This is a genomic window from Nocardia cyriacigeorgica (assembly GCF_029868385.1).
In the GTDB taxonomy this organism is placed as follows: domain Bacteria; phylum Actinomycetota; class Actinomycetes; order Mycobacteriales; family Mycobacteriaceae; genus Nocardia; species Nocardia cyriacigeorgica_F.
Genome location: NZ_JARWNX010000052.1, coordinates 75,939 through 84,490 on the forward strand (window position 1 = coordinate 75,939; position 8,552 = coordinate 84,490).

An 8,552-nucleotide genomic window follows, 5' to 3' on the forward strand; every position below is an offset into this window, starting at 1 on the left:
TACCGTTCGCGGCGGTTCATCGATTCGGCGACGAACTACCGGGCCCGATTATCCCCCGCGCGTGCAAGCAACGGGCGGCCACGGCCACGATCGGTCAGATGGGCGGCTGGAGCAGGGCATATAGGCGCGGGCCGAGCACCTCCAGCGCGGCGGGTGCGGTCATCTGATCGTGGCTCACCGGAATCGGATGATCCACCACCGCGCCGGAGACGTAGGGCTGCCAGTATTCGGCGCGCGGAGCCCCCGTGACCTGGCGTGGATGCGCGAGAGCGGCGCTGAAGTACTCGACGGTGCCGTCGAAGACACCGGGCCGGTATCCGGCGATCAGCTCGGCCGAGCGCACCGCGCCACGATAGACCCGGCGCAACCGTTGCGGGGTGAGCGCGATCAGTTCGGCCGGAATCATCGCGTGCACTGTGGCCAACGCCTCGTCGGTGAGGTCGTAGATATCATCGCCCGCACCGAGCAGGTCGGCGCCGAGACCGAGTTCGGCCAGCGCCTCGCGCACGGCGGCGTGGAATCCGGCGACATCCGGGTCGGGATGGCTGTCGAGCATGGCCAGCAGCGTGACCTCCTCACCCGCGGCCTGGAGTCCGGTGGCGATGGCATGGGCCAGCACGCCACCGAGGGACCAGCCGAGCAGCCGGTACGGGCCGTGCGGCTGGACGGTCCGTATCTCGGTCAGATAACGATGCGCGAGTTCGGCCAGCGTCTCGGGCAGTTCGCCGTCATCGGAGAGGGCGGGCGATTGCAGCCCGTACAGCGGCACCTCCGGCGGCATATGCCCGGCGAGTCCGGCGTAGGACCAGGCCAGGCCGTACATGGGGTGGATGCAGAACAGTGGTTCCGCCTCGCCCTCGGCGCGCAGCGGCAGCAGCACATCGAGCGCGGTACCGGCGTCGAGTTCCGGGGCGGGCGTTGCCAGGCGGGCGGCCAAACCGGCGACAGTGGCGTCGGTGAAGAACCATTGCACCGCCACCGGGACGCCGGTGACCGCGCGCAGCCGGGCCGTGGCCTTGGTGGCCAACAGCGAATTGCCGCCGAGGCCGAAGAAATCGTCATCGAGCCCGACCCTGGTGGCGCCGAGCAGATCGGCGAAGACCCCGGCCACCGCCCGCTGGAGTTCGGTCTCGGGGGCACGGTAGACGGCCGCGCCCGCGAATTCCGGTTCCGGCAGCGCGCGATGGTCGAGTTTGCCGTTCGGGGTCAGCGGGAGGGCATCGAGCACCATGAAGACGTCGGGAACCATATAGCCGGTGAGGAATTCGCCCACCTGGGCACGCAGTCGGGCCGGATCGACCGTCTGGCCCGGCGCGGGGACGAGGTAGCCGATGAGCCGATCGCCGGAGACCGCATCGGCGCGAACCACGGCGACGGCATGGCCGACCCCGTGGCAGCGCAGCAGGGCGGCTTCGATCTCGCCGAGTTCGATGCGGAATCCGCGCAACTGCACCTGCTGATCGCTGCGACCCACGTATTCCAGCGCGGCCGGTGCGGGGGCGTCGCGCCAGCGGCCGACGTCACCGGTGCGGTACATCCGCGCCCCCGGCGCACCGTACGGATCGGCCACGAACCGGGTGGCGGTCAGACCGGGGCGGCCGAGATAACCGCGGGTCAGCTGGGCGCCGGTGATGTGGATTCCGCCCGGCACGCCCGCGGGCGCGGGATGCAGCCGGTCATCGAGGACACGGGCCTCCAGTCCGGCGATGGCACGCCCGATCAGGCCAGGACGCGCGGCGGTGTCCTCATCCAGCGACAGGAACGATACGTGCACGGTCGTCTCGGTGATGCCGTACATATTGACCAATCGCGGCGCGTCGAGCGCATGACGTTCGTACCAGCGGGCCAGCCGACGCGAGTCCAGCGCCTCACCACCGAATATCACGTAGCGCAGCGACAGTTCACCGTCGGCGTCGCGGTCGGCCTCGGCGAGCTGGTAGAACGCCGACGGCGTCTGGTTCAGCACCGTCACCTGTTCGCGGATCAGCAACTCGCGCAGCGACTCCGGTGACCGCGAGGTCAGGTAGTCGACCACCACCACACTGCCGCCGTGGGTGAGCGCGCACCACAGTTCCCACACCGAGAAATCGAAGGCGTAGGAGTGGAACAGCGTCCACACATCTCCCGGCCCGAACCCGAACAGCGGCTGGGTATTGGCGAACAGTTCGACCACATTGCGGTGTGTGACGCCGACGCCCTTGGGGAGACCGGTGGAACCGGAGGTGTAGATGACGTAGGCGAGGTTGTCCGCGCGCAGCGGCGCGATGCGGTCGGCGTCACCGATCCGGGCGTCGGAATATTCGGCGGTGTCCTCGAGCAGCACGACCGGGCGCTCCCCCACCGGGACCCGATCGCGTTCGCCCGCGGTGGTGAGAACGCAGACGGGGGCGGCGTCGTCGAGTATGAACTCGAGCCGCTGCGCCGGGTAGGTGGCGTCGACCGGCAGATACGCGGCTCCCGTCGCGAGCACGCCGAGCAATGCGACGGGCAGGTCCTCGGTGCGCTCGACGGCGACCGCCACCAGCGCTTCCGGTCCGGCGCCACGCGCGATGAGGGCACGGGCGACCCGGTTCGCGCGCCGCTGCAACTCGGCAAAGGTCAGCGTGGCGCCACCGGCGCGCACGGCGACGGCGTCGGGACGGCGCCAGGCCTGTTCGGCGATGAGATCCGGCAGCGTCGCACCCGGTACCCATGCGCCGGGCGCGTTCCAGGCGTGCAGGACGCGGTCGCGCTCACCGACGGTGAGCAGATCGATATCGCCCACCACGGTGCTCGCATCGGCCGCCGCAGCGGTGAGGACCCGCTGGAAGCGGTCGGCGAACGAACGCACCGTCGCTGCGTCGAACAGGTCGGTGGCGTAGGTGAACACCGCACTCATCCCCGCGGTATCCGGCTGCTCGGCAATGGTGAGCTGGAGATCGAACTTGGCGACCGCGATGTCGAGGTCGACCGCCGATACGGTGAGGCCGGGCAAGGTGAGTTCGGTGCGGTCGAGGTTCTGGAAGGTCAGCATCACCTGGAACAGCGGATGCCGTGCGGCCGAACGCACCGGATCGAGCAGTTCGACCAACCGCTCGAACGGGACATCGGCGTGACCGAACGCCGCCACATCCGCACCGCGCACCTCGCGCAACAGGGCGTCGAAACCGGCGGCGGAATCCACCTCGGTGCGCAGGACGAGCGTATTGACGAACATGCCGATCAGCTCGTCGAGTTCGGCCGCACCGCGACCGGCCACCGGGGTGCCCACCGCGATATCGGTGGTGCCGGACAGCCGCGCGAGCAGCACCGCCAGCGCCGCATGGACCACCATGAACAGCGTCGCATCGTGTTCGGCGGCAACGCGTTCCAGTGCGGCGTGCAGTTCGGCGTCGAGATCGATGGCGAAGGTGTCGCCGCGATAGGACGCGGCGGCCGGGCGCGGACGGTCCGCGGGCAGCGGCAGTTCCTCGCGCAGACCGGCGAGCCGCTCGCGCCAGTAGCCGGTCTGGGTGGCGATGAGGCTGTCCGGATCGGCCTCGTCACCGAGGGTTTCGCGCTGCCACAGACTGTAATCGGCGTACTGCACCGGCAGCGGAGTCCACTGCGGTGCCACCGCACTGCTGCGTGCCGCGTACGCGAGCATCAGATCGCGGGTGAGCGGGCCCATGGACCAGCCGTCGGCGCTGATGTGATGCGCGACGAACACCAGCACGTGATCGGTACTGGAGATGCGCAATAGTTCGGCGCGGAACGGGAGTTCGCGCGTCACATCGAATCCGGCGGCGACGATATCGCGCACCGCGTCCGCGACCTCATCCTCGGCGATCTGGCGTGCGGTGAGGTCGATCGACACCGCGTCGGCGATGGATTGCACGGGACCGTCATCGGTCTGCGGGTAGGTGGTGCGCAGGATTTCGTGGCGCGCCACCAGATCGTTGATCGCCGCCGCCAATGCGTCGGCGTCCAGCTCGCCGGTCAGCCGGATGGCGGCGGGAATGTTGTAGACCGATGAGGCGGTATCGAACTGGTTGAGGAACCACATCCGCTGCTGCGCCAGCGACAACGGGATGTCGTCGGGACGCGGCATCGGGATCAGCGCGCGATGCCCGGAGCCCGCGTGCTGCGCCAACTCGACCGCCAGGCCCGCGACTGTCGACGCAGCGAACAAGGCGCGCACCGGAACCCGAGCATCCAATGCCGCACCCAACCGTGCCGCGACCCGCGTCGCCAGCAGTGAGTTGCCGCCGAGCGCGAAGAAGTCGTCGTCGGCGCCCACCCGCTCGGCCCCGAGGACCTCAGCGAACACACCCGCCACGATCTCCTCGACCCGCGTCGACGGCGGGCGGAACTCCCGTGCCTCGAACTCCGGCTCCGGCAGAGCCTTACGGTCCAGCTTGCCGTTCACGTTGAGCGGCAATGCATCCAGCACGACGAACGCCGAGGGCACCATGTAGGAGGGCAACGCCGCACCGAGCGCGGACTCCACCGCCGCCACATCGATTCCGACGCCCGGATCGGGCACCAGATAGGCGACCAGCCGGTCGCCGGTCCTGGCATCGGAGTTCGCCACGACCGCCGCCTGGGCGATGCCGGGCAGCGACAGCAGCGCCGCTTCGATCTCGCCCAGCTCGATGCGGAAACCACGGATCTTCACCTGGAAGTCGGTGCGGCCCCGATACTCCAGTTCGCCGGTCGACGTCCATGCGGCGAGATCGCCGGTGCGGTACATGCGGGCGCCGGGGGCGAGCGGATCAGCGATGAAGCGTTCGGCGGTCAGGTCCGGGCGGGCGATGTACGCGCGGGCCAGCTGGGTGCCCGCGAGATACAGCTCGCCGGTGACACCCGGCGGGACCGGATACAGGCGCGCGTCCAGGACGTAAGCGCGGCTGTTCCATTCGGGCGCACCGATGGGCACCGATACCTGATCCGCGGTCGTGACGCGGTGAGCGGTGATGGAGACGGCCGCTTCGGTCGGGCCGTAGAGATTGAACAGCTCGATGCTCGGGTGGTCCCGCAGAACGCGCTGCGCCAGCGCACCGGGCAGAGCTTCGCCGATGGCGAGCACCCGGCGCAGCGAGCCGGGCAGCCCAGCGGTCAGCAGGGCATCGAGCATCGACGGCACCGTATGAAGGGTCGTCACACCCTGGTCGGCGATGAGTTCCGCCAGATAGGCAGGGTCGCGATGTCCGTCGGGCGCGGCGACGACCAGACGTCCGGCGCACGCGGCGGCCGACCAGAACTCCCATACCGACAGATCGAAGGTCGCGGCCGTCTTCAGCAGTACGGCATCATCGGCCGTGAGCCCGAATTCATCGGTCTTCCAGCGCAATTGGTTGACAATGGCGCCATGCGGGACGACGACGCCCTTGGGGCGGCCGGTCGAACCGGACGTGAAGATCACATACGCCGCGTGGTCCGCGCGCAATGGCAGCACCCGGTCCGCATCGGTGACCGGAGCCGCATCGAATGCCGCGAGATCGAGTTCGTCCAGCGAAACCACCGGCACCGTCAACGGTCCGGCGTCGCCCACGCCATCAGCAACCGCCGCGTCGAGCTCGAGGGCGATTTCAGGGGTTGCCGCGCCGAACCCGGAGGCAGCGTCAGCAGTCGCCGAGTCAGACCCGGCGGCAACATCAGCAGTCACCGTATCCAACCCGGCCGCAGCATTGCTGGTCGCCGAGTCGGACCCGGGGGCGGCATCAGCGGTTGCCGCGTCGAACCCGGCGGTCACACCCGCAGTCGCAGAACCGAATCCGGCAGCCGCGTTGGTGAGCACGCACACCGGATCGGCTGTCGCCAGGATGTACTTCGTCCGCGCGGCGGGCTGATCCGGATCGACCGGCACGTAGGCCCCGCCCGCGCGGCTGACCGCATACATCGCCACGACCAGATCCACCGACCGCCGCAGCGCCAGTGCGACACGGGTTTCCGGGCCGACGCCCTGGGCGATGAGGTAGCGAGCGAGCTGGTTGACCCGCTCATCCAGAGCGCGATACGTGAGGGTGGTCAAGCGCGGCGTAGAACGTTGGTGACCGGGCAGCAGGTCAGCCGCTGCCCCGTCGCGACCCGACGACCGGCTGCTCGTCGTCGGCCGATCAGCCTCGCTCGCAGCGCCGACCGACACCTGATGGGCCTCAGGTGACTGGTCGGCGACGCCCACAGCGCGAATCGAGGCCGGTGAATGGCCGGGCGTGGGGACCAGCCCGTCGACCTGTTCGGCGACGATCGCGATCCGCTCCGGATGGGTCGCGACGGCCGCGTCGAGGAGCGCGGCGAGGGTCGGTGTGCCGGGGAGCGGGTATTCGGTGGCGTTCCAGTCGAGCGTCACCTGTTCGCGTTCGGCGGCGGCCAGCAGGTCGATGTCCCCGACCAGGGTGTCCGGGCGCGCGACGATCGTGGTGAGCACGCGGGTGAGACGGTCGGCGAAGCCGCGCACGGTGGCCTCGTCGAAAAGGTCCGTGGCGTAGGTGAGGAACCCGCCGATGCCGGTGGCCGCGCCGGAGGAGTCGTAACCGTCGCCGACGATCAGGTGCAGATCGAATTGCGAGACATCCAGATCCGCATCCACGGTGCCGACCGCGAGGCCCGGCAGTTCGAGTTCCGCGCGCGCCACATTCTGGAACGACATTCCGACCTGGAACAGCGGATGGTGGGCGGTCGAGCGCGGCGGGTTGAGCACCTCCACCAGCCGTTCGAACGGAATATCGGCGTGCGCGAAGGCTTGCAGATCGGATTCACGCTGCCGCGCCAGCAGATCGGTGAACGATTCGCCGCCGGTGACCCGGGTACGGAACACCACGGTATTGACGAACATGCCGATCAGATCATCGAGTTCACGTTCGCCACGCCCGGCCACCGGCGCGCCGATGGCGATATCGGCCGATGCCGACAATCGGGCAAGCAGCACCGCGAACGCCGTATGCACCACCATGAACAGCGTGGCGTTGTGCGCACGCGCCAACGCGACCAGCCCGGCGTGGGTTTCCGCGTCGATGTCGATCGGCACCCGACCGCCCGCCATCGATGCGACCGCCGGTCGCGGCCGATCCGCGGGAAGCTCGAGCACATCCGGCAACCCGGACAGCTGTGCACGCCAGAACGCGATCTGCTGCGCGGCAACCGAATCCGCATCGTCTTCGGCACCGAGCACTTCCCGCTGCCACAGCGCGTAATCCGCATACTGGACGGGCAACGGTTCCCATCCGGGCGCAACGCCCGCCACCCGCGCGGCATACGCGACCATCACATCGCGTACGAGCGGCGCCATCGACGACGCGTCACCGGCGATGTGATGCACCACCACCGCGAGCACATAGGTACCCGGCCGCCCACCACCGGTGAGCCGCCCCGAGGTCTGTTCATCGGCCAGGCGTGAGTGCCCAACGGCCTCGTCGGCCCCGGCCTCATCCGCACCGCCGGTCGCACCGACGCGCTGCCCGTGGCGCCCGCCGACGTCCCAACTCAGCGCCTCCGCAGCTCCCACGGTGGCGTCCTCCGCACCATCGGCCTGTCTTTCCCCCGTTTCGGGCGACCTGCGCACCGAATGCCCGGCTTCGTCGGCAGTCGCGTCGGCGCCGTTGATCGGTCCACCGGTACGCAGCCGCGTTGCCGAGGCGGGCGCCGGATCGACACCCTCCTCCGGCCGGGTTCGGGTCGGCCATGTTCCACCGGCGACGCCCTCGTTGTACGCGCCCGCATCTCGCACGCGCAGCAGCACAGCCCGCAGGGGAACCTCTTCGGTCACATCGAACGGCGTGGAAGCCAGCGCGTACACCGCGTCCGGTACCTCGGCCTCGTCCACCGAGCGCACGCTCAGCACGGGGGCACCGTCGTGCGGTGGGAGTACCACCTGCACCGGACCGTCCGGGCTTTCCGGGTAGACCGTCCGCAGGACCTCGTGCCGCGCAATCACATCGGTCAGGGCGGCGCGGAGTGCGTCGACGTCGAGCGCGCCGGTCAATCGCAGGGCGAACGGCAGGTTGTAGGCCGCCGCACCGAGGGCGGTGTCCTGGTCGAAGCGGTTGAGGAACCACATGCGTCGCTGCGCCAACGACAGCGGCAGTTGCCGCGGGCGTTCGATACTGCCGAGCGCGACCGTCCGGCGACCGTGGGTCTGCGATTCGACCGCGGCCGCCAGCGCACCGACGGCGGGCGTCTCGAACAGCGCCCGCACCGGCACCCGCACACCGAGTGCGGCACCGAGCCGTGACACCGCCTGCGTCGCGATGAGCGAATTGCCGCCGAGCGCGAAGAAGTCGTCATCGGCGCCGACCCGGCCGACGCCGAGCACCTCGCCGAAGACCCCCGCGACGATCTCCTCCACCGGCGTCGACGGTGCGCGGAACGTACGGGATTCGAATACCGGTTCCGGCAACGCTTTACGATCCAGCTTCCCGCTCGGGTTCAACGGGAAAGCGTCCAACGCGACAATCGTCGCGGGCACCATATACGCAGGCAGCGACTCGGAAACAGCCGCCAGCAACCCCGCCTGATCAATACCGTGACCAGGCGCGGGCACCACATAAGCCACCAACTGATCACCCAGCGACGTCGACACCACCAACGCCACC

Annotated in this window: 1 protein-coding gene; it reads right to left on the bottom strand. The window is 69.4% G+C overall.

Annotated features, from left to right (window positions below; genetic code table 11):
* Nucleotides 1-94: 94 nt before the first annotated feature.
* Nucleotides 95-8,552 (bottom strand): amino acid adenylation domain-containing protein (locus tag QH168_RS16635; protein ID WP_432421115.1); only part of this gene is annotated, 8,458 nt, incomplete at its 5' end.